Raw genomic sequence first — 19,012 nt, 5'->3', positions numbered from 1 at the left:
GCATCAAGAATGTCGCGCCTAAAGAGGGCCGCGAGCCACACCCTGCCCAAATCGATAAATCGCCAGGCAATACCCAATCAACGCCACTGCCGCCAACAACCCGCCCGCCGCACCTATCCAGGCAAACCCAAAGTGGCTGCCCACCCAACTGCCCATCAGCGCCCCACCGCCAATGCCGATGTTGTAGATCCCGGAAAACATCGCCATCGCCACATCCGTCGCATCCGGCGCCAGCACCAATACTTTGGATTGCAGCGCCAGGCCAAAGCCCATGATGGCCATGCCCCAGAACACGCTCAGGGTCACCAGGTACGACACCTCGCCACTCAACGGCAGCAACAACGCCAGGCACAGCGCGAGGATGGTCACGGCGCTGATCAGGAAACGATGGGGGTTAAAGCGGTGCACCAGGCTGAACAACAACGAACCAATGATCCCCGCGCCGCCAAACACCAGCAGGATCAGGGTCACGGTGTTGCCACTCATACCGGCAACGCCTTCAACGAAGGGTTCGACATAGCTGTAGGCGGTGAACTGCGCCGTCACCACCATCGCCGTCAACACATACAACGCCACCAGCGCCGGGCGCTTGAACAGCAGCGGCAGGCTGCGCAACGAACCGGAGTTCTGGCTCGGCAGCAGCGGCAAGGTCCGCGCCAGCCAGAACACCAGCCCGGCCGCAAACGCGCCGATCACCAGAAACGTGGTGCGCCAGCCCATGGCTTCGCCCAGCAAGCGGCCGAGCGGGATACCCAGCACCATCGCCAGCGAAGTACCAGTAGCCAGCAGCCCAAGGGCCTGCACCTGCTTGCCCTCCGGCGCCAGGCGCACCGCGAGGGACGCCGTGATCGACCAGAACAGCGCATGGGACAACGCAATACCCACCCGGCTGAGCATCAAAATGCCAAAACTGGTGGCCACACTGGACAGGATATGGCTGGCGATAAACATGCCGAACAGCACGATCAGCAGCTTGCGCCGCTCGACGTTGCGGGTCAGCAGCATCACCGGCAGCGAGGTCAGGGACACGATCCACGCATAGATGGTGAGCATCAGGCCGACGCTGGCGATGGGCATGTCGAAGCTCGCGCCGATGGCACTCAGCAGGCCGACCGGCACAAATTCGGTGGTATTGAAAACGAAGGCGGCCAACGCGAGGGCGAAGACCGGTTGCCAGTTGGCTTGAGGTGTTGCGGCGGAAATGCTCATTTACAGGTCGTCGTACTCGTTTGCGCGCAGATCAAGCCGGCCCGATGCCGGCCCTTGAGCCGCGCGCAAAAAATAGTAACACGACGGTTCAGGGATCGACCTGCCCCATCAGCTCCGGAATCGATTCCGGACGCTTGGCATAACGCTGGGCCAAGGCGGCACACACCATCAACTGGATCTGGTGAAACAGCATCAGCGGCAGGATCAGCACGCCCATGGTCGCCCCGGCGAACAGCACCTGGGCCATGGGTACACCGGTGGCCAGGCTCTTCTTGGAGCCGCAGAACAAAATGGTGATGCGATCTTCCTGGCTGAACCCGAACGCCTTGCCCAGCACGGTGGACGCCACCAGCACCAGCCCCAGCAACACACAGCAGGCCACCACGAGGCCACCCAGCTCCCACAGCGGAATCTGGTGCCAGATGCCTTCGTTGACCGCTTCGCTGAACGCGCCGTAGACCACCAGCAGGATCGAGCCCTGGTCGACGAACTTCAGCCAGGATTTGTTGCGCCCTACCCACTCGCCGATCCAGCGGCGGGCGATTTGCCCGGCGACGAACGGCAGCAGCAGTTGCACGCTGATCTTCAGAATCGCGTCGACCGTCGAACCGCCGTCGCCGTGCACGTTAAGCAACAAGGTCACCAGCAACGGCGTGAGGAAGATCCCGAACAGGCTCGATGCCGCCGCACTGCAGATCGCCGCCGGGATGTTGCCCCGGGCCAGGGACGTAAAGGCAATCGCCGACTGCACCGTGGCAGGCAATGCACACAGATAGAGCATGCCCATGTACAGGTCTTTGCCGATCAGCGGCGACAGCACCGGCTTGAGCGCCAGGCCCAGCAACGGAAACAGCACGAAGGTCAGGCTGAACACCAGCAGGTGCAGGCGCCAGTGGCCGGCACCGGCGACGATGGCCTGGCGCGACAGTTTGGCGCCGTGCAGGAAAAACAGCAGCGCGATGGCCAGGTTGGTCACCCAGCCGAAGGCCACGGCGGTCTGGCCGCTGGCGGGCAGCAGGGACGCGAGGATCACCGTCGCGACCAGGGTCAGGGTGAAGTTGTCAGGTAAAAAACGTGGGCGGGTCATAGGCCAATCTTCCAGGGGTTGCCAAGAGCATCCTCGCGACTCTAACGTAACGGCTTGTTACCGACTAACGCCAATGAGCCAGTAAATGCCGCCTAAAGGACATGACAAAACCGTGCGCCGCAGCGTGCCCGGGCTTTCCAGCCTGCCGAGGCCGGTGTATGGCCGTACCGAATCCCTGCCCAACCGCGCGCTGACCCGTCGCCACAGTCACCCGTGGGTGCAGTTGTCCTATGCGATTTCCGGGGTGCTGGAGATCCAGACCAGCGCAGGACGCTTCGTCGCGCCACCCCAGCGCGCGGTGTGGATTCCGGCCGGCATGCCGCACCGAGTGTTCAGTTCGCCCCATACCGAGATGCGCAGCCTGTACCTGGATTGCAGCGTCACCGGCTGGGCGGCCGACCGCTGCCAGGTGCTCGCGGTGAGCAGCCTGTTGCGGGAGTTGATCCGCAGCTTCAGTGAATTGCCGGTGGAATATGCCGAGGACGGCCCGGACGGGCGACTGGCCCAGGTGGTGCTGGACCAGTTGGCCGCCGCGCCCCAGGTCGATTTGATGCTGCCACTACCCGCCGACAGCCGCTTGCGCCAGATTTACCGCAGCCTGAACCTGCACCCCGAGCAGCAGACCACCCTGGGGCAGTGGAGCCAGAAACTGGCGGTGAGCGAAAAAACCCTCAGCCGGCTGTTCCTGAGCGACACCGGCCTGACCTTCCGCGCCTGGCGCCAGCGCTTGCGCCTGCTGAGCGCCCTGCCCGCGCTGGAGCAAGGCGAACGGGTGACCGATGTGGCGCTGGCCTGCGGCTACGAATCCACCTCGGCCTTCATCAACGCCTTCCGCCAGCAATTCGACGCCACACCCGGCGAATTCTTCCGCTGATCCCCAGACAACGAAGCTCCAGAGCGGGAACTCGGCCCCCTGTGGGAATCCAGTTGAACAGTTACACCTCGCTCACTCCTGCGCCTTGGCCAGCACCGCCTGCAACAACACATCCGCCCCCGCCGTCGACCATTGCGGATAAATCTCCTCCGCCTCGTTATGGCTCAGCCCATCCACACACGGCACAAAAATCATCGCCGTCGGCGCCACCCGGTTCAGGTAGCAGGCGTCATGCCCGGCCCCGGAAATCATGTCGCGATGGCTGTACCCCAACGCTTGCGCCGAAGCCCGCACCACGTCCACACACCCGCTGTCGAAGGCAATCGGCGCGTACTGGAAGATCTGCTTCACGCTGTGTTGCAGGCCAATCCCCTCGGCAATCCGCGCCACCGCCGCCTGCAACTGCTGGTCCTGATGCGCCAGCACCGCTTCATCCGGGTGCCGGAACTCGACACTGAAAAACACCCGCCCCGGCACCACGTTGCGTGAGTTGGGGAAGATATTCGCCATGCCCACCGTCGCCCGCCCTTCGGCGCCCTGCTCCAGGCCAATCTGGTTGACCGCCTCCACCACCCGGGCAAACCCGAGCAGCGCATCCAGGCGGTGATCCATCGGCGTGGTACCGGCATGTGCGCTGCGCCCGCTCAGTTCCACTTCATACCAGCGCTGACCCTGGGCGCCAGTCACCACGCCGATGGTCAAGTCCTGGGCTTCAAGAATCGGCCCCTGTTCGATGTGCAGCTCAAACGCGGCATGCACCGCCTGGCCACCCACCGGGTGCGCACCGGCATAACCAATCTGCTGCAACGCCTGGCCGATGGTGACGCCAGCCTTGTCTTCCCGGGACAGGCCGTACTCCAGGTCAAACACCCCGGCAAACACCCCGGAAGAAATCATCGCCGGGGCAAACCGCGAGCCTTCTTCGTTGGTCCAGTTGACCACTTCTATAGGCCGCTCGGTCTCGATCCCGAGGTCATTCAAGGTGCGCACCACTTCCAGCCCCGCCAGCACCCCATAGATGCCATCGTACTTGCCGCCCGCCGGCTGGGAGTCGCCGTGGGAACCGGTCAGCACCGGTGCCAGGTGATCCTGGCGCCCGGCGCGACGGGCAAAGATATTGCCCATGGCATCCACCCGGATGCTGCAACCCGCCGCCTCGCACCAGCGCACAAACAGGTCACGACCGCGGCGGTCCTCATCGGTGAGGGCCAGGCGTGAAACCCCACCCTTTTGCGTGCCGCCGATCTGCGCCATTTCCATCAGCGAGCCCCACAGGCGCTCGCCGTTGACCCGTGCCAAGTCACTCATGAGCGGGGCTCCTGAGGCTTGGCCCGGTAGCGGAAGTCACAGTGATGGGCGCCGCCCATGATGGTTTGGGTGCGGGTCAGCTTGATGTCCGGGTTGTAGCCGACGATAAACAGTTCGTCGCGGTTGCAGGACAGCAAGTGGCCGATCTCGCCCAGGCCCATCTCCTGGTACATCTCGGCGTAGCGGCAGCGCTTCACGTCGTAGTCATAGTGCTCGGCGTCGCTGGCGATGATCTCGACCTTGAGCGCATCGTCCTTTTCCCAGAGCACTTGCAGCTCGACGAAACTCTTGAGGTCGGCACCCTGCTCTTCCAGTTCGGCAAAGTGCTTGCCGGCCTGGATCGCCGCATTGCCCACCGCCTCGCCGATCACCGCCGCCGCAAACTCCTTGCCCTGCTCGCGCACCAGGATCTCGTAGATCGGCTTGATGATTTCGGCCTCGATCCGCCGCCGGGCCAGGATGCCCAGTTCACCTTCCAGCTTGCTCATTGTGTGCCTCCGTCAGCTCCACATAATTCGTTTACTTGCCGCCCGCCACACTCACTGGCTGCCACTGATTGCCCTTGACCTGATACACCGTGAACGACGGCTTCTTCAGATTGCCCTCGGCATCAAACGCGATAGTCCCGGTCACACCCTGATAGCTGATGGAGCGCAGCACCGGCAGGTACTTTTGCGGGTCCACCGAGTCGGCTTTCTCGATCGCCGCCACCAACACCCCGACACCGTCATAGGCGAACGGCGCGTGCAGTTCGATCGGCGCCTTGTAGCGATCCTTGTAAGCCTGTTCAAACGCCTTGCCACCGGGCATCTGCGCCACCGCCAGGCCCGGCTCCAGGGCAATCACGCCCTCGCCTTCGTTCTGCGCCAGTTGCAGGAAGGTCTGGCTGACAAACCCGCCCGCGCCCATCAACGGCGCCTTGATCCCCAACTGTTTGATGCGCCGCGCCAACGGTGCCGCCTGGGAATCAACGCCGCCGAAGAAAATCAGGTCCGGGTTCTGACTACGGATGTTGGTCAGCACCGCGCTGAAGTCGATGGTCTTGTCGTCGACGTATTCACGAGACACCACCTTGGCGCCACCGGCCTCGATGGATTTGACGAACTGGTCCGCCAGGCCCTGGCCGAACGCGGTACGGTCGTCGATCACCGCAATGCGCCGGGCCTTGAGGGTGTTCAAAGCATAGTCGCCGGCCACCTGGCCGCCATCGTCGTCATGGCCCATGATCCGGAAGCTGGTGTCGAAACCCTGCTGGGTGTAGGCGTGCCCGGTGGCCACCGGTGCGACCTGGGCGATACCTGCGTCGTGGTAAACCCGGGCGGCAGGAATGCTGGTGCCCGTGTTCCAGTGGCCGACCACCCCCACCACGCCTTCGTCCACCAGGCGCTGGGCCACGGTCACGGCGGTGCGCGGGTCGGACTGGTCATCCTCGGACAGCAGCTTGAACGTCACCGCCTCGCCGTTGATTTTCGGGTGCTTGGCGTTGGCCGCCTCGATGGCCAGTTGCGCGCCGTTTTCCAGGTCTTTGCCGATACGCGCCGACGGGCCGGTCAGAGGGCCGGCCAGGCCGATCAGTACGGTCTGGTCGGCCTGGGCCACGGCACTCGCCAGGCTGCTCAGGGCCAGGCCGATCACTAGGGTGTGTTTGAAAGTCTTCATCAGTAGTTCCTGCTTGTTTACGGGCGGGTCGGAACACGCCGGGCGTCCGGTAGCGTCAGGGTTAATTCATTCACCGAGGTAGGCACTGCGCACCTCGGGGTGGTCGAGCAATTCATGGGACGGGCCGCTGAGGCTGATGCGCCCGGTGTCCATCACATAGGCGCGGTCGGTGACCTGCAGCGCGAGCCGGGCGTTCTGCTCCACCAGCAGCAGGGTCATGCCCTGGCGGCACACGTCGTCGATCACCTGGAAGATCTTCTCCACCATGATCGGCGCCAGGCCCATGGACGGTTCGTCCAGCACCAGCAAGCGCGGTTTGGACAGCAGTGCCCGGGCCAGGGCGAGCATTTGTTGCTCGCCACCGGACAGCAGGCCGGCGGACTGTTGCAGGCGCTCTTCAAGGCGCGGGAAGTGCTCGAACAACTGGCGGATCTCGCGGTTGACCTGTTCGGTGTCGCGGCGCAAAAAGGCCCCGGCCTGGAGGTTTTCCAGCACGCTCATGCGCGCAAAAATGCCGCGCCCTTCCGGCACCATCGCAATGCCCTGGCGCAGCAGTTGGTCCGGCGCCTGGCCGAGGATCGAGCGCCCGGCAAAGCGGATCTGCCCCGCCGCGGCCGGCAGCAATCCGGTCAAGGCCTTGAGGCTGGAGGTCTTGCCGGCACCGTTGGCGCCGATCAAGGTCACGCGCTCGCCTTCACCGATGTGCAAATCCAGGGACTTGACCGCTTCGATGGCGCCGTAGCGCACCTGCAAGCCGTCGACTTTCAATAGCGGTTCAGACATGGGCGCTGGCTCCCAGATAGGCCTGGATCACGGCCGGGTCGCGGCGCACCTCAGCGGGCGCGCCCACGGCGATCACTTGCCCGTAATCGAGCACGCTGATGCGGTCGCAAACGCCCATCACCAGCTTTACGTCGTGCTCGATCAGCAACAGCGTGTGGCCGTCATCGCGGATCTTTTCCAGCAGGCCGCGCAACTGCACTTTCTCGCTGGCGTTCATCCCGGCTGCGGGCTCGTCGAGGGCGAGCAAGCGTGGTTCGGTGGCCAGGGCGCGGGCGATTTCCAGGCGGCGTTGATGGCCGTAAGACAGGCTGTCGGCGCGGTAATTGGCGAACCCCGCCAGCCCCACATACGCCAGCAGGCGATGGGCATGGGCGCGGGTTTGCGCTTCCTCTTCCTGCGCCCGGCGATGGCGACTCAAGGCGGCCCATAAGCCATTGCGGGTGCGCACATGGCGGCCGACCATGACGTTTTCCAGGGCACTCATGGCGTTGAACAGGCGGATATTCTGGAAGGTCCGGGCAATGCCGGCCTGGGCCACCTGGTGCACGCTGGCCGGTTTGTAGTCCTGGCCGTCGAGCTGGAAGCGCCCGGAATCCGGGGTGTAGAGGCCGGTCATCACGTTAAAGAAGGTGGTTTTACCGGCGCCATTCGGGCCGATCAATCCATAGATTTCCCCGGGTTGGATACTCAGGCTCACGTCGGTGAGCGCCGCCACGCCGCCGAAGTGCTTGTTCACCTGGTCGATCTGCAACAACGGCTGGTTCATCGCGCCACTCCTTTTGGCCACAGGCCTGCCGGGCGATAGAGCATCGCCAGGATCAGCGCGAGCCCGTAAAACAACTGACGAATGATTTCCGGGTCCACCAGCACCTGGCCAAACAGCGCCTGCTGCAACGGGCCCATGCTTGCGCGCAGTGCCTCCGGCAACGCGGCCAGCAATACGCAGCCGAGAATCACCCCCGGGATATGGCCCATGCCGCCGAGCACCACCATCGCCAATACGGCAATGGACTCGTTGAGGGTGAAGGACTCCGGCGAGACAAAGCCCTGGAACGAAGCGAACAACGCCCCGCTCACCCCGCCAAACCCGGCACCGATGGCAAACGCCAGCAGCTTCAGACGCAAGGTGTTGACGCCCATCGCCCGGGCCGCTTCTTCGTCCTCACGGATCGCCACCCAGGCCCGGCCGATGCGCGAACGCTCCAGGCGGATGCAGGCAAACAGGATCAGCACCACCAGCGCGGCGAACAGGTAGTAATACAGATAGACCGAAGGCAGGCGCAGGCCGAACAGCTCCTGGGTGCGCCCGAGGTTGATCCCCAGCAGGTTGACCGGATCGACCTGGGCAATGCCTTTGGGGCCGTTGGTGATGTTTACCGGGCGATCGAGATTGCGCAGCAGGATGCGGATGATTTCGCCGAAGCCCAGGGTGACGATGGCCAGGTAGTCCCCGCGCAGGCGCAAGGTCGGCGCGCCCAGCAACACCCCAAAGCCTGCCGCCAGCAGCGCGGCCAACGGCAAAATCAACCAGATCGAGGTGTGCATGCCCGCCGGCAGCAGCGCCATCAGCGCCGGGAATTGCTGCAGCAGGTGCGGTGAAGACAGCAACGCCGCGAGGTAGGCGCCCACCGCGTAGAACGCGATAAAGCCCATGTCCAGCAAGCCGGCGTAGCCCACGACAATGTTCAGGCCCAGGGCCAGCATGATGTACAGCAAGGCAAAGTCGAGGGTGCGCACCCAGGTATTGCCACCGGCGTGCCCGACAATCCACGGCGCCAACACCAGCGCCACGGCAAACAGCACAAGGCCGAGACTGGCGCGCTGGCTGGAAGCGTTCAAGAAAGTCATGCGCGGGTCGCCAGTCGTTCGCCCAACAGCCCCGAAGGACGAAACACCAGCACCGCGATCAACACGATAAAGGCAAACACATCCTGGTAATTGCTGCCGAACACACCGTTAGTGGCCGCGCCCAGGTAACCGGTGCCCAGGGCTTCGATCAGCCCCAGCAGCAGGCCGCCCAGCATCGCGCCCTTGAGGTTGCCGATGCCGCCCAGCACCGCCGCGGTAAAGGCTTTGATGCCCGGCAGGAAGCCCATGTAGAAATGCGCACTGCCGTAGTTGCTCGCCATCATGATCCCGGCCAGTGCCGCCAGGGCGCCGCCGATGGCGAAGGTCAGCACGATGATGCGATTCGGGTTGATGCCCATCAGGCTCGCCACTTGCGGGTTCTCGGCCACGGCGCGCATGGCCCGGCCAAAGCGGGTGCGTTCCACCAGCACCAGCAGCGCGACCATCACCGACAGCGCGACGGCAATGGTGGTCAGGGCGGTGGCGTTGGTGATCGCCGGATGGGCCGAAGCGCCGGCGAGCACTTCAATCGGCTCCAGTGGCAGCAGTTGCGGGAACATCTGCGGGTTGCGTGTCCACACCAGCATCGCGACGGTTTGCAGCAACAACGACACCCCGATGCCGCTGATCAAGGGTGCCAGGCGCGGCGCATTGCGCAGGCGTCGATAAGCGACCCGCTCAATCAGCACCGCGAGTGCCGCGCAGAACGCCATGGCGATCACGGTGGCCACCAGCAGCACCAGCACCGGCGGCATTGCCGGCCATGTCGCCTGCAACAGGCGAATCACCGAGAGGCCCACCAGGGCGCCAATCATCAACACGTCGCCATGGGCGAAGTTGATGATCCGCAAAATGCCGTAGACCATGGTGTAACCCAAGGCCACTAGCGCGTAGAGACTGCCCGTCATCAAGCCATTGAGCAGTTGCTGGATAAACGCATCCATGAACACCATCGACCTCACTACTTACGAGGGCGGCACACTAAGCATCTATTCTATTTTTATCAAATATCAGAAATTCATATGTTTATGCCAAACGCATAAAGCGCTATAACCGCCATAAATACGGCACTTATGGCTCTTTATTTGCCATCTCACTTAGTATTTAATTCAACACATGAATAATTTAGAACAGTTAGCCAATGACCCGCCGCTGCGTGCCGTGCGCACCTTCGAAGCGTTTGCCCGCCACGGCGGGGTAAATTCCGCCGCCCGCGAGCTGGATGTGTCGCCCTCCGCCGTCAGCCATCAACTGCACCTGCTGGAAAGCTTCCTGCAGCAACCGCTGACCTTGCGCCAGGGCCGCAACCTGGTGCTCACCGAAGAAGGCCGCGAGTACTACCGCGCGATTCGCTCGGCCTTCGCCGTGCTGCGCAGCGCCACCGAACACGTGCGGGAAAAAAGCGCCACGCGCCAGGTCACCATCAGCCTGATCCCGCTGTTCGGCATCAACCTGTTCATCCCGCGCCTGGCGCAGTTCCTCAAGGACCATCCGGCGCTGGACATCAACGTCACCTACGCCAACCACCGCAGCTACCCCAGCGACGCGGCCGACCTGTCGATCCGCTTTGGCACCGGGCACTGGCCGGGGTATCACAGCGAGCCGTTGATCTCCGGGGCGGTAACGCCCTATTGCAGCCGGGCATTCCTGGAGCAACACGGCCCGATCGACACACCCGAGGCCCTGAGCGAGTTGCCGTTGCTGCACGACGAAGAGCGCGGCACCTGGAGCCAATGGTTCCAGGCTGCCGACGTGCATCACGGCACGGCGCTGAATGGTTTGCTGCTGGAGGATGGTCAGTTGGCGCTGACGGCGACGCTGACCGGGCTGGGCTGCTCACTGCTGCGCGAGCCACTGGTGGCGCCGCATGTGGCGAACGGGGAATTGGTGAAACTGTTTGATCTACAGGTCGACGATGGCCGCCAGTACTACCTGTGCCGGCGGGCCAACAGCGAGTTGTCGAGTGAGGGGAATCACTTGTATGACTGGATCAAAACCAGTCTTGCGGGGACTTGAAAACACCGCAGATCCAATGTGGGAGCGGGCTTGCCTGCTCCCACATTTTGTACTCATTTCAATTCGAAACGGTGTCAGCTCCCGTCACCGCCATGCGCCTCTTCAAAGAAGTAATCCTTCCAGCTCCCCGCCTTGTTTTTCAGCACGCCCAACTCCTGCAGTTTCTCGGCATAGATGTACGTACGCTGGGGCACGATGGTGAAGTCGATTTCCGGGTCCTGGACGATCTTCTCCACCAGCGCCAGCGGTAGCTTCGACTGCTCTACACGAATATAAGCCTGGGCCGCTGCCGGCTTGTCGGCCTTGATGATTTTCTCGGCCTCGGCCAACGCGTCATAGAACGCCTTGTAGGTCCTGGGGTTTTCGTCGTGGAATTTCTCGGTGGTGTACAGCACGTTGAACGTGGCCGGGCCACCGAGAATGTCGTAGGAACTCAGCACCTTGTGCACCTTGGGATTCAACAGCTCCTGGTACTGGAACGGCGGGCTGGAAAAGTGCGCGTTGATCTCCGAACCGCCGGCAATCAGCGCCGCAGTGGCGTCCGGGTGAGCCAGGCTGATGGAGATGTCATCGAACTTCTTGTAGTTGTCGTTTCCGAATTGCTTGGCGGTTTCAATCTGCAAGGTGCGCGACTGGAAACCCACACCTGCGGCCGGTACGGCGATGCGGTCTTTTTCGCTGAAGTCCTTGAGGGTCTTCACGTCCGGGTTATTGGTCAGCAAATAGTTGGGCATCGACCCCAGCGAGGCGATGGCCTTGACGTTCTGCTTGCCCTTGGTGCGGTCCCACAGCGTGAGCATGGGCGGCACACCCGCCGACACCACGTCCAGCGCACCGGCCAGCAACGACTCGTTCATCGCGGTGGCGCCGGAAATGCTGTTCCACTCCACCTTGATGTCCAGGCCCTGCTCCTTGCCGTGTTTCTCGATCAGGTGCTGGTCGCGAACCACGTCGAGGATCAAGTAGCCGATGCCGAATTGCTGGGCAATGCTGATCTTGCCTTCGGCCTGGGCGCCTGGGCTGAGCAGTGCAGTGGCGGCCGCCAGAGATGCGGCGAGCACGGTGAACGAGGGACGAATGCGCATGAAGATACCTCCTTGTGGATGGGGTTAAAGCGTCTTGTGCCGGGGGTTGAAACACACCAGGTCTATCTCCACCAATGCCTGGCGACCCAAGCGGGTAACGCCGACGGTGGTGCGTGACGGAAGCTTTTTCGGGTTGTTGAAGTGCTGCACGTACACGCTATTGAACGCGGCGAAATCGTTGTCGTAGTCGCTCAGGTAGATGCGCACGAACAGCGTGTCATCCAGGCTGTAACCGGCGTGGTCGACGATGCGCCGCAGGTTCTCGAAGCACAGTCGGGCCTGAGCCTCGATGCCCTCGCGCAGCTCGGCGGTGGGCGCATCCGGGTCGGTGGGCAGTTGCCCGGTGACGTACAGCCAGCCATCGGCCTGGACCGCATGGGAATACATGGCCGAAGGCGGCGGCGGGCTGGCATTCGGCACAAAGTGATGCACGGTGTCTTGGGACATCGGGAAAATCCTCGAACAGAAAATTAGAGCGCTGCGAGCGCCTTCTGGAAACATTCCACCGGCGCCAGGGCTACGCCGATGCCGACCCAGCCGGTCACACCATCGCGGTGGGCAATGCCGGTGTGAATCCGGACCGGCTCGCCAGCTGCCACCACCGCGCGAGCATCCAGCCCCGCGCCAACCCCACGGGCACCCGCAAGGGCCGGGGCAATCAACGGGTGCTGCGCCACAAACAATTCACGCATGCGCCGCCCGGCAGCCCTGGCCTGCGACCAATCCTGAACCATCAGTTGCGCCAGCTCAGGCGCCGCATGCGCGACCGTGCCGCCCAGGCCGTAGGCTTCAACGATGGCGCTGTCACCCAGGTCTGCCTGGCCATCGCTGGGCAGGTGAGGTGGGAAAAAGTAGCCCTGTGGCGCAGTGGCCGCGTGGGTAAACCAGCGCTGCCCTGCCCCGGCAATCCGCACGCCGCAGTGCACGCCGTTGCGCGCAATCGCGGTGATGATCGACGAGCCTTTCACACCACTGGCGCGGTCCAAAGCCAGCTTGGCGGCGGCCATGGCGTAGTTCAGAAAGTGCTGCGGGTTGCCCAGCAGCCACTGGCGTACCTCGGTTTCAAGGGCCGGCAACTGCCGCGTAAACGCGTACATCCCGCCGACATTGCGCTGGTGGGTGTCATCCCCCAACGCCACGCCTTGGGCAATCAGCGGCAATAGCGGCACACCGGCGGCGGGCAGTGCCTTGACGATGCTCGGGCCGATCACCCGGTCCAGGTAGTCGAGCTGCTCGGCGATCGATCCGTCGTAACAGCCGAAGCGCAGCGCCCGGCGTCCGGATTCAGCGAGCGTAGCGTGCACCACTTCATTGCCCGCACGGTTCTCGATGCGCATCAGCAACTGCCCGGGGCGTACCACACCTGCCATGGGTGAAACGGTGCCGAGGTCATGGTTGGCGTGCAGGGTGATTTCGCCATCGAGAATCAGCCGTCGGGCACCGTCAAGATCGCCCGCCCAGCCTTCGTGCAAGGCCGCCCCCGCCAGGGCGTTGAGCACCACGCCCGGGATCTCGCCGGCATGAGCGAACGGAGGGCCGGCATGCCCCAAGTGCCCGGCCTCAAGCCCGAGAGCCGAAGACGCCGTTTGCGCACCGACCAGCATCGGCTCGGTGGCGAGAATGCGCTCCACCGCCAGCGTATTGGGATGACCTTCAGACATGTTGGGCGACCGCCTCCGGGTGGCGATGGGAAAGAAATTCCTGGGCCCGACGGGTTTGCGGGGCGCTGAAAAACGCCGCCGGGCTAGCCGTCTCGACGATCCGCCCATGGTCCATGAACACAATGCGGTCGGCGCTGCGCCGGGCGAACTCCATCTCGTGAGTGACCACGACCATGGTCATGCCCGCCTGGGCGAGGGATTGCATGATCGACAGCACCTCGCTGACGCGCTCCGGGTCGAGGGCGCTGGTGGGCTCGTCGAACAACAGCAGTTGAGGGCGGCTGGCCAGCGCCCGGGCAATGCCCACCCGTTGTTTTTGCCCGCCGGACAAGGTCGCCGGGTACACGTCCGCCTTGTCGCTCAAACCGACCTTCGCCAGCAATTCCAGGGCTTCGGCCTGCACTTCGAGTTTGGGCCGGCGCTGCACATGCAGCGGGGCTTCCATGATGTTTTGCAACACCGTCAAGTGCGGCCACAAGGCGAAGTTCTGGAACACCATGCCGGTTTGCGTGCGGATAGTGGCGATGCTGCGCTCCGACATTTTGCTGCCGTCGGCATTCAAACCGATGCGCTGCCCCGCGATGTGGATGCTGCCGCTGTCGGGCACTTCCAGCCAGTTCAGGCAGCGCAACAGGGTCGATTTACCGGCACCCGAAGGGCCGAGCAAACACACGGTCTCACCCACTGCCACGTGCAGGTCAACGCCATGCAACACCGGGCGCCCGGCGAAGCTTTTGTTCAGCCCTGCCACCTGCAGGGCAACCGGGGTCGGGCTACTCAGGGAAGTCATTGGAAACGCTCCGCCTTGCGCCGCAGCATCGACACGCCAAGCTCGATGACAACGCAAATCAGCCAGTAGAAAAACACCGCCGAGAACAACGCGGCGAAGGGAATGTAATAGTTCGATTGCAGACTGTTGGCCGCCGAGGTCAGCTCGGGCACCGCGATGATGGTCAGGAACGAGGTGTCCTTGACCACCTGGATCATCTGGTTGCCCAGGGCCGGCGCGCAGCTGGTCCACAGGTTCGGCAGGATCAGCCGCCGCGCCAGCAACACACCGCGGAACCCGAACGCCAAGCCGGCCTCGATTTCCTCACGGGGCCGCGCCAGCCAACCGGCTCGCAGGATCTCCGCGACATACGCGCCGTGGTACAGCAGCAACGCCAGCAACCCGGACTGGATATTGCTCAGGCGCAGCCCGAAGGACGGCAGGCCGTAGTACACCAGGTAGGCCAGTAAAAGGAACGGCGTGCAGCGCATCAGCTCGATAAAGCCGCGCAGCACCGATGCCAGGCGGCGCTGGCGACTCATCAGCACCAGGGTCAGGCCGCAGCCCAGCAGCAATGACGAGACGCCCGCCGCCACCGACAACACCACCGTCAGCGCGGCGCCATCAAGCAGGTCACCGATATGCTCCCAGGCCACTGCCAGTTCATGGGCGATCATGCGAGGCGCGCCTTGTAGTGACGTTCGAGATAACGCTGCGCCGCCACCACCAGCCAGATAATCAGGATGTACAGCACCAGTGCCGCGATCAGCGGCGGCAAGGGCCGATAGGTATTTGCGCCGATACGCACAGCGGTGCGGGTCAGCTCCACAATGCCGATCACCGCCACGGCCGGGCTGTTCTTGATCAGGATGGTCATTTCATTCACCAGTAACGGCAACACCTGGCGGCCGACCTGAGGCAGCACGATGCGCCGCAGCCGCAACGTCGCCCCCATGCCGCCCGCCTTCGCCGCATCGAGCTGATCCCGGGGAAATTGCGCAAAACCACCGCGCCAGATTTCGCAATTGAACGCCGAGGTGTTGATAGTCATGGCCAGGATGGCTGCCGCCGGCGCCGAGATGTCATACCCCAACGCAGGCGTGATAAAGAACACCGCCAGGGCCAGGGTCAGCAATGGCGTAGCGCGGATCACGCTGATGTACGCCGCCAACAGCGGGCCCAGCAACGGCCACTGCTGGCGCCGCAACAATGCCAGCCCAAGGCCGACCACCTGGCCCAGGGCAATCGAGATTGCCGTCAACCCAAGCGTCACCAGCGCGCCCAGCAACAAGGGGCCCGGTTCGAGGCCCCATTGAGTGAAGTTCATGTGGGTTCAATCAATATTCGGAGACGAAATGCGCCGGTGGCTCGGGGAATACCGTGCCAAACCATTTTTGCTGGAGTTGCGCGATATCGCCGCTCTTGCGTTCCTGGGCGAGGAAGTTGTTCAGGTAATCCAGCACGCTTTGGTTACCCTTGGCCACGCCCCAGGCGACATACGTCTTGCTCGACACTGCCTGGCCCAGTTCAAACACACCCGGTTTTTCCTTGAGCAGGGCGTTCAGCCCGACGATGTTATTGACCACGTAATCGGTGCGGCCAAGCGCCAGGTCCTGATAGGCCTCGGGGTAGGAGGTGTACTGGACGATCTTGCCGAGTTTGCCGCCGCTGGCAGCCAGCAACTTCTCAAGCTCCGGCAAGCGCTGATACATCGCACTGCCCGCCTGAATACCCAGGGTCAGGCCGTTGAGATCGGCCACGCTTTTGATCCGGTCATCGCCCTGGCGCTTGAGGTAAAACACCGTGGCCTCGGCAATCGGCGTGGTGAAATCCAGCGACTGCTGGCGCTCACGGGTGATCAGCAAACCGGTAATGGCCGCGTCGTACTTGCCACTGACCACACCCGCCAGAAGCCCGGTGAACGGCATGATTTGCTGGCGCACATCCAGCGGGCCGGCAGCCTTGAGCTTCTGTACCAGCTCGTTATCGAAACCGCTGGGCTTGCCGTCGTCGACGAACTCGAAAGGGCGGAATTCATCTTCAGTGGCCACCGACAGGTAACCGCGTTGCTTGACCTCATCCAGGGTCGCCGCGTGCGTCAGCAACGGGGCCAGAAGAGTGGTGAGCGCCAAAGCCATGCGCAAGGAACGTCCATGACCAGGCTTGCGGCCTGCGTGAGCGAAAGAGAACACTGTCATGAGGGGTCGACCTGTGGAGGGTGCTGCCATGTTGGGGAATGGCAGCGAGCGTAGCGGTGATTTCTAAGTCCGGAAAAGAATATCGGGATCTATTGATATTCGAAAAAAGCTGATCAAAGACGCGCCTGCCGGGATGTAGCCGGATGCGCCACGCCTTCCAGTAGCCGCACTGTTATATTGCCCGCCCTGCCCCTTTCCCTGTGTCCGGAGCTCTGTGCATGCTGCGCACCAACCTCAACGAGATGCTGATTTTCATGGCGGTGGTCGATGGCGCCAGCTTCGTCGCCGGCGGCCAGGCGATGGGCCTGACGCGCTCGGCCGCCGGCAAAGCCGTGGCGCGCCTGGAAGACAGCCTGGGCGTGCGCCTGCTGAACCGCACCACCCGCACCTTGAGCCTCACCGATGAGGGCCGCGCGTTGTATGACCAGGGGCTGGAGATCCTCGCGGCGGTGGACAACGCCCAAAGCCGTATCGGCCAGCCCACCGGCGTGCCACGCGGGTTGCTGCGGCTCACCGTGCCGGACGCCTTCGGGCGCAAGGTGCTGCTGCCATTGTTGAAAAAGTACCTGCAGGCGTGGCCCGAGGTGCAGGCGGAAGTCAGCTTCAGCGACCGCACCGCTGATATCGTCGAGGACGGCTTCGACCTGGCCATCCGCATCGGCAGCGCGAACACCGACCGCCAGCTGGTTTCCCGCGTGGTCGCCCGTTATCAGGCGCTGCTCTGCGCCGCGCCGGGCTACCTCGCCGAGCACGGCATGCCCCGGGACATGGACGCCCTCGCCCACCACGACTGCCTGTACTTCAGCAGCCGCACGCGCAAACAAAGCTGGCGTTTTCGCGAGGCGGACGGTACCTGGGTCAAGGCTTACGGGCGCAGCCGCCTGCGCCTGGACAGCGGCGAAGCGCTGCGTGACGCCGCCGTGTCCGGGCTGGGCATCGCCTTGCTGCCGGATTTCTTGGTGGCCGAGGACCTGGCCGCCGGGCGCCTGGTGACCGTGTTGCCCAACCTGGACGCGGGAGACGTGGAGATTCTGGCGATGTACCCGAGCAAACGCTTCCTGGAGCCCCGGGTACGGCGCTTTATCGACCTGATGGTGGATGAACTGGCGGGCTGATCAGTGGGCGTGGGCAATCACCTTGATCTCGACGATCTGCGCGTCCGACGCCAGGTAATTCACGCCGACCAGGGTCGCCGCCGGGCGATGGTCGCCGATGTATTCCTTCCACACCTTGACCACCGCCTCAAAGTCGCGCTTGGCGTGCACCAGGAAGAAATCCACCGCCGCAATGTTCGACCGGCTGACGCCAAAGCCTGCCAACACGTGATCAAGATTCTCCAGGGCCTGGCGTGTCTGGACGGCCGCATCACCGTCGACGAACTCGCCGTCGAGGGTGTGAGAAAACTGCCCGGCAATATAGATCGTGCCGTTGACGCGGTAGCCCTGGCTGACGCTGTTGCCCTCTTCCCATGAAACGCCGTGGTTGTAGATCGTGGGTGTGCTGCTCATGCCGGTTTCCTCCGAGGGTGATTTAAGGAAACTCTAACAAGGGCATTGGCGAATGGACGTCCCCACTGAAGCGACCAAAAACTACCCGCCCATGCCCTTCGGCTGGTATCGTGCCGCCCTTGAAAAAACCGCTGCGAGGAAATGGACCTTGAACACTGACGAAAAAATGACCGGCGACCTGTTCGAGGTGGACAAGCGCCTGTCACTCAAGCCCGTGGTGGACTTCAACACCTACCTGCGCAGCGCTTTCGGCGATGGCCCCTGCACCTGCATCCGCTGCGTCGCCAGCGAAGGCAACGAGGCGGGTTACGAGTTCCAGCACACCTTCGATTTCGACGGCAGGAAAGTCCACCGCCGCTTCGCCTCCACCGCCGGCAGCGACGTGCTGTTGATGCTGAAAAAGGCCTGGCTGTCCTACACCAAGGCCGAGCTGCCGCTGAGCGGCGCGCTGGCCCTGGACACGGTGAAAGAGTTTGTCGAGCCGCAGTTGCACAAACGCCTGGCGCCGCTGTTTGTGGCCAGTGGGTTGGTCAAGGATGTGGACGGTGAGTGGCGGATGCAGCCGCAGGCCGCGGGCTGATCGCCACCCTCTCCGACAGCTGCTACGACTGGGCGTGCTGCCAGTTCTTGTAGACGAATTCCAGGCTGTAGCCGTCCGGGTCCAGCACATTGGCGGCGTAGTAGTTGGGGTCGTAGTGCAAACGCGCGCCCGGGGCGCCGTTGTCGACGGCGCCGGCATTCATCGCCGCCTGGTAGGCCGCATCAACCTCGGCGCGGCTACTGGCGACGAAACCCACATGCACCGCCCTGCCCTCAACCACGCCCTCGCGCAGCCAGAAGAATATCCGCCCGTTGGCGCCAAAACCCTTGAGGTCCGGATGGCCCGGCGGGCCGTCCTTGCCGTCGTAGTCATGGCGCGTGGTGATGCCCAGCGGTGTCAGTGCGGCGCGGTAGAAATCAATCGAGCGTTGTAGGTCGCTGACCGACAAAAACAGATGATCCAGCAT

General features: G+C 63.4%; 22 protein-coding genes. 4 read left to right on the top strand and 18 right to left on the bottom strand.

Going from position 1 to position 19,012, the window contains the following annotated elements:
• Positions 1–18: 18 nt before the first annotated feature.
• Positions 19–1,209 carry a sugar transporter gene (locus JFV30_RS09650; protein ID WP_063029199.1) on the bottom strand — a complete coding sequence of 397 codons (1,191 nt, stop codon included), beginning with the start codon at positions 1,207–1,209 and terminating at the stop codon, positions 19–21.
• An 88-nt stretch (positions 1,210–1,297) separates the two neighbouring features.
• A complete protein-coding gene (locus tag JFV30_RS09645) occupies positions 1,298–2,296 on the bottom strand; it encodes a bile acid:sodium symporter family protein (RefSeq protein ID WP_169388033.1) in 999 nt (332 codons plus the stop codon).
• 85 nt (positions 2,297–2,381) lie between these two features.
• Here JFV30_RS09645 and JFV30_RS09640 point away from each other — a divergent pair, with 85 nt between their 5' ends.
• A complete protein-coding gene (locus tag JFV30_RS09640) occupies positions 2,382–3,170 on the top strand; it encodes an AraC family transcriptional regulator (protein WP_201123330.1) in 789 nt (262 codons plus the stop codon).
• Between the two features lie 72 nt (positions 3,171–3,242).
• On the opposite strand, the gene JFV30_RS09635 is transcribed toward JFV30_RS09640, so the two are convergent.
• From JFV30_RS09635 to JFV30_RS09605, 7 genes are all read right to left on the bottom strand, one after another.
• Positions 3,243–4,478, bottom strand: a complete 1,236-nt coding sequence (locus JFV30_RS09635; protein WP_201123328.1) for a Zn-dependent hydrolase — start codon at positions 4,476–4,478, stop codon at positions 3,243–3,245.
• A complete protein-coding gene (locus tag JFV30_RS09630; RefSeq protein WP_201123326.1) occupies positions 4,475–4,966 on the bottom strand; it encodes an L-2-amino-thiazoline-4-carboxylic acid hydrolase in 492 nt (163 codons plus the stop codon). Before JFV30_RS09630 ends, JFV30_RS09635 begins: the two co-directional genes overlap by 4 nt.
• A gap of 31 nt (positions 4,967–4,997) precedes the next feature.
• Complete coding sequence (locus JFV30_RS09625; protein ID WP_201123324.1) at positions 4,998–6,137, bottom strand: branched-chain amino acid ABC transporter substrate-binding protein; 1,140 nt, start codon at positions 6,135–6,137, stop codon at positions 4,998–5,000.
• Positions 6,138–6,203: 66 nt separating this feature from the next.
• Complete coding sequence (locus JFV30_RS09620) at positions 6,204–6,920, bottom strand: ABC transporter ATP-binding protein (RefSeq protein WP_010173381.1); 717 nt, start codon at positions 6,918–6,920, stop codon at positions 6,204–6,206.
• Entirely contained in the window at positions 6,913–7,686 is a 774-nt protein-coding gene (locus JFV30_RS09615; protein ID WP_201123321.1) for an ABC transporter ATP-binding protein, read from the bottom strand. Before JFV30_RS09615 ends, JFV30_RS09620 begins: the two co-directional genes overlap by 8 nt.
• Positions 7,683–8,768 carry an ABC transporter permease subunit gene (locus tag JFV30_RS09610; protein WP_201123319.1) on the bottom strand — a complete coding sequence of 362 codons (1,086 nt, stop codon included), beginning with the start codon at positions 8,766–8,768 and terminating at the stop codon, positions 7,683–7,685. The genes JFV30_RS09615 and JFV30_RS09610 overlap by 4 nt, the downstream gene beginning before the upstream one ends.
• A complete protein-coding gene (locus tag JFV30_RS09605) occupies positions 8,765–9,712 on the bottom strand; it encodes a branched-chain amino acid ABC transporter permease (protein WP_201123317.1) in 948 nt (315 codons plus the stop codon). The genes JFV30_RS09610 and JFV30_RS09605 overlap by 4 nt, the downstream gene beginning before the upstream one ends.
• 172 nt (positions 9,713–9,884) lie before the next feature.
• Between JFV30_RS09605 and JFV30_RS09600 the strand changes: the two genes are divergently transcribed.
• The gene (locus JFV30_RS09600; RefSeq protein ID WP_169388026.1) at positions 9,885–10,784 is read left to right on the top strand and encodes a LysR substrate-binding domain-containing protein; all 900 of its coding nucleotides are present in this window, start codon (positions 9,885–9,887) and stop codon (positions 10,782–10,784) included.
• A gap of 74 nt (positions 10,785–10,858) precedes the next feature.
• On the opposite strand, the gene JFV30_RS09595 is transcribed toward JFV30_RS09600, so the two are convergent.
• From JFV30_RS09595 to JFV30_RS09565, 7 genes are read right to left on the bottom strand one after another with little or no spacing between them, the layout of a single operon-like run.
• Positions 10,859–11,869, bottom strand: coding sequence for an ABC transporter substrate-binding protein (locus JFV30_RS09595; protein ID WP_201123314.1), 1,011 nt, complete (start codon positions 11,867–11,869; stop codon positions 10,859–10,861).
• A gap of 24 nt (positions 11,870–11,893) precedes the next feature.
• Complete coding sequence (locus JFV30_RS09590; protein WP_201123312.1) at positions 11,894–12,316, bottom strand: RidA family protein; 423 nt, start codon at positions 12,314–12,316, stop codon at positions 11,894–11,896.
• Positions 12,317–12,339: 23 nt separating this feature from the next.
• The gene (locus JFV30_RS09585) at positions 12,340–13,530 is read right to left on the bottom strand and encodes an oxamate carbamoyltransferase subunit AllG family protein (protein WP_201123310.1); all 1,191 of its coding nucleotides are present in this window, start codon (positions 13,528–13,530) and stop codon (positions 12,340–12,342) included.
• Positions 13,523–14,320, bottom strand: a complete 798-nt coding sequence (locus JFV30_RS09580) for an amino acid ABC transporter ATP-binding protein (RefSeq protein WP_201123308.1) — start codon at positions 14,318–14,320, stop codon at positions 13,523–13,525. The genes JFV30_RS09585 and JFV30_RS09580 overlap by 8 nt, the downstream gene beginning before the upstream one ends.
• Positions 14,317–14,976 (bottom strand): amino acid ABC transporter permease, encoded by a 660-nt coding sequence (locus tag JFV30_RS09575; RefSeq protein WP_201123306.1) that lies wholly within the window; start codon positions 14,974–14,976, stop codon positions 14,317–14,319. Before JFV30_RS09575 ends, JFV30_RS09580 begins: the two co-directional genes overlap by 4 nt.
• Positions 14,973–15,626 (bottom strand): amino acid ABC transporter permease, encoded by a 654-nt coding sequence (locus JFV30_RS09570; RefSeq protein ID WP_201123304.1) that lies wholly within the window; start codon positions 15,624–15,626, stop codon positions 14,973–14,975. The genes JFV30_RS09575 and JFV30_RS09570 overlap by 4 nt, the downstream gene beginning before the upstream one ends.
• A 10-nt stretch (positions 15,627–15,636) precedes the next feature.
• Entirely contained in the window at positions 15,637–16,497 is an 861-nt protein-coding gene (locus JFV30_RS09565; RefSeq protein WP_201123302.1) for a transporter substrate-binding domain-containing protein, read from the bottom strand.
• 218 nt (positions 16,498–16,715) lie between these two features.
• Between JFV30_RS09565 and JFV30_RS09560 the strand changes: the two genes are divergently transcribed.
• A complete protein-coding gene (locus tag JFV30_RS09560) occupies positions 16,716–17,612 on the top strand; it encodes a LysR family transcriptional regulator (RefSeq protein WP_201123300.1) in 897 nt (298 codons plus the stop codon).
• Here the strand turns inward: JFV30_RS09560 and JFV30_RS09555 are convergent, their stop codons facing one another.
• On the bottom strand, positions 17,613–18,005 hold the full coding sequence (locus JFV30_RS09555; RefSeq protein WP_201123298.1) for a RidA family protein: 393 nt from the start codon (positions 18,003–18,005) through the stop codon (positions 17,613–17,615).
• A 148-nt stretch (positions 18,006–18,153) separates the two neighbouring features.
• Here JFV30_RS09555 and JFV30_RS09550 point away from each other — a divergent pair, with 148 nt between their 5' ends.
• On the top strand, positions 18,154–18,585 hold the full coding sequence (locus tag JFV30_RS09550) for a hypothetical protein (protein WP_201123296.1): 432 nt from the start codon (positions 18,154–18,156) through the stop codon (positions 18,583–18,585).
• A 22-nt stretch (positions 18,586–18,607) separates the two neighbouring features.
• Here the strand turns inward: JFV30_RS09550 and JFV30_RS09545 are convergent, their stop codons facing one another.
• Positions 18,608–19,012, bottom strand: a complete 405-nt coding sequence (locus JFV30_RS09545) for a VOC family protein (RefSeq protein WP_201123294.1) — start codon at positions 19,010–19,012, stop codon at positions 18,608–18,610.

The organism is Pseudomonas sp. TH32 (genome assembly GCF_016650855.1).
In the GTDB taxonomy this organism is placed as follows: Bacteria; Pseudomonadota; Gammaproteobacteria; order Pseudomonadales; family Pseudomonadaceae; genus Aquipseudomonas.
The sequence above is the reverse complement of the archived record's forward strand: the minus strand, read 5'-3'. Positions and strand labels throughout refer to the sequence as shown.

Coding starts and splice junctions, on each gene's coding strand:
- JFV30_RS09585 (WP_201123310.1), bottom strand. CDS start 13,530: ATGTCTGAAGGTCATCCCAATACGCTGGCGGTGGAGCGCATTCTCGCC.
- JFV30_RS09645 (WP_169388033.1), bottom strand. CDS start 2,296: ATGACCCGCCCACGTTTTTTACCTGACAACTTCACCCTGACCCTGGTC.
- JFV30_RS09630 (WP_201123326.1), bottom strand. CDS start 4,966: ATGAGCAAGCTGGAAGGTGAACTGGGCATCCTGGCCCGGCGGCGGATC.
- JFV30_RS09650 (WP_063029199.1), bottom strand. CDS start 1,209: ATGAGCATTTCCGCCGCAACACCTCAAGCCAACTGGCAACCGGTCTTC.
- JFV30_RS09575 (WP_201123306.1), bottom strand. CDS start 14,976: ATGATCGCCCATGAACTGGCAGTGGCCTGGGAGCATATCGGTGACCTG.
- JFV30_RS09595 (WP_201123314.1), bottom strand. CDS start 11,869: ATGCGCATTCGTCCCTCGTTCACCGTGCTCGCCGCATCTCTGGCGGCC.
- JFV30_RS09610 (WP_201123319.1), bottom strand. CDS start 8,768: ATGACTTTCTTGAACGCTTCCAGCCAGCGCGCCAGTCTCGGCCTTGTG.
- JFV30_RS09620 (WP_010173381.1), bottom strand. CDS start 6,920: ATGTCTGAACCGCTATTGAAAGTCGACGGCTTGCAGGTGCGCTACGGC.
- JFV30_RS09555 (WP_201123298.1), bottom strand. CDS start 18,005: ATGAGCAGCACACCCACGATCTACAACCACGGCGTTTCATGGGAAGAG.
- JFV30_RS09625 (WP_201123324.1), bottom strand. CDS start 6,137: ATGAAGACTTTCAAACACACCCTAGTGATCGGCCTGGCCCTGAGCAGC.
- JFV30_RS09640 (WP_201123330.1), top strand. CDS start 2,382: ATGCCGCCTAAAGGACATGACAAAACCGTGCGCCGCAGCGTGCCCGGG.
- JFV30_RS09570 (WP_201123304.1), bottom strand. CDS start 15,626: ATGAACTTCACTCAATGGGGCCTCGAACCGGGCCCCTTGTTGCTGGGC.
- JFV30_RS09565 (WP_201123302.1), bottom strand. CDS start 16,497: ATGACAGTGTTCTCTTTCGCTCACGCAGGCCGCAAGCCTGGTCATGGA.
- JFV30_RS09560 (WP_201123300.1), top strand. CDS start 16,716: ATGCTGCGCACCAACCTCAACGAGATGCTGATTTTCATGGCGGTGGTC.
- JFV30_RS09580 (WP_201123308.1), bottom strand. CDS start 14,320: ATGACTTCCCTGAGTAGCCCGACCCCGGTTGCCCTGCAGGTGGCAGGG.
- JFV30_RS09605 (WP_201123317.1), bottom strand. CDS start 9,712: ATGGATGCGTTTATCCAGCAACTGCTCAATGGCTTGATGACGGGCAGT.
- JFV30_RS09590 (WP_201123312.1), bottom strand. CDS start 12,316: ATGTCCCAAGACACCGTGCATCACTTTGTGCCGAATGCCAGCCCGCCG.
- JFV30_RS09635 (WP_201123328.1), bottom strand. CDS start 4,478: ATGAGTGACTTGGCACGGGTCAACGGCGAGCGCCTGTGGGGCTCGCTG.
- JFV30_RS09615 (WP_201123321.1), bottom strand. CDS start 7,686: ATGAACCAGCCGTTGTTGCAGATCGACCAGGTGAACAAGCACTTCGGC.
- JFV30_RS09600 (WP_169388026.1), top strand. CDS start 9,885: ATGAATAATTTAGAACAGTTAGCCAATGACCCGCCGCTGCGTGCCGTG.
- JFV30_RS09545 (WP_201123294.1), bottom strand. CDS start 19,012: ATGCTGGATCATCTGTTTTTGTCGGTCAGCGACCTACAACGCTCGATT.